At 75.5% G+C, this 746-nt stretch carries 1 pseudogene; it reads left to right on the top strand.

Annotation, left to right across the window (positions count from 1 at the left end):
- Positions 1 to 40: 40 nt before the first annotated feature.
- A pseudogene (locus tag EAO77_RS37915) lies at positions 41 to 746 on the top strand (hypothetical protein); the annotation flags it as partial.

Below are 746 nucleotides of genomic sequence, written 5' to 3'. Positions count from 1 at the left end.
CGGCGCCACCTTCGCCACCGTGCTCGGCGCGCTGACACTGATGTCGGTCGCGGACGGGGGCCGCCCGCGCCGGACCCTCGTCGTGCTCCAGTGCGCGGCGCTGGCAGGCGTCGCCGCCCAGGCGCTCCCGGGGCTGCCGCTGGCGGCCCGGTTCGGTCTGCTCCTGGTGCTCGGCTTCTTCCAGTCCCTCGGGACGGGGACCCGGATGGGGCTGCTCGCGGAGGTGGTTCCCCGGGCCGGATACGCCCCGGCGCGCTCGCTGATGAACATCACCGCGGGCACGACGGCGACCCACGGCTACCGCGCCCTGCTCCGCAACCGGGAGTTCGCCGGCCTCTACGCCGGGCTCACCCTCTCGGTGGCCGCGAGCACCCTCTCGGGCTTCGCCCTCGGCTCCCTGGTCGGCGAACGGACCGGCTCCCCCTTCCTGACAGCCGTCAGCATGTACGGCGCCACCTTCGCCACCGTGCTCGGCGCGCTGACACTGATGTCGGTCGCGGACGGGGGCCGCCCGCGCCGGACCCTCGTCGTGCTCCAGTGCGCGGCGCTGGCAGGCGTCGCCGCCCAGGCGCTCCCGGGGCTGCCGCTGGCGGCCCGGTTCGGTCTGCTCCTGGTGCTCGGCTTCTTCCAGTCCCTCGGGACGGGGACCCGGATGGGGCTGCTCGCGGAGGTGGTTCCCCGGGCCGGATACGCCCCGGCGCGCTCGCTGATGAACATCACCGCGGGCACGACGACGACGGCGGTCC

This window comes from Streptomyces sp. T39 (assembly GCF_008042045.1).
Lineage (GTDB): Bacteria > Actinomycetota > Actinomycetes > Streptomycetales > Streptomycetaceae > Streptomyces.
Note: the sequence above shows the minus strand (reverse complement) of the source record. Positions and strands in the feature narration are given on the sequence as shown.